Annotated in this window: 1 protein-coding gene; it reads right to left on the bottom strand. The window is 64.1% G+C overall.

Translation table 11 applies throughout. From position 1 onward, the window contains the following. Positions 1-231: helix-turn-helix domain-containing protein (locus SB751_RS35810; protein ID WP_410749708.1), on the bottom strand; the 231-nt coding region annotated here is incomplete at both ends.

The raw sequence follows: 231 nt of genomic DNA, 5'->3' as shown, positions 1-231 counted from the left end.
CGTGCCCAATCCGGATTCAGTTGCGCGGACAGTTCGATGACCACGTCGAGTTCCATGCGCGCGGTTTCCAGGACGATGATGTACGCCTCGAACGCTCCGAGCTTGGTTGGCCGCGGTTCACGCGGCTTGTAGCGCGGCACTTCCTCAGCCGACAGGTACCGCGCCACCGTGTTGCGAGAAATGCCCAGGCGCCGCGCGATCTCGCGCTCCGATACGCCTTGGGCTTTGAGC

Source organism: Cupriavidus sp. SIMBA_020 (assembly GCF_046535395.1).
GTDB classification, from domain to species: domain Bacteria; phylum Pseudomonadota; class Gammaproteobacteria; order Burkholderiales; family Burkholderiaceae; genus Cupriavidus; species Cupriavidus campinensis.
The sequence above is the reverse complement of the archived record's forward strand: the minus strand, read 5'-3'. Positions and strand labels throughout refer to the sequence as shown.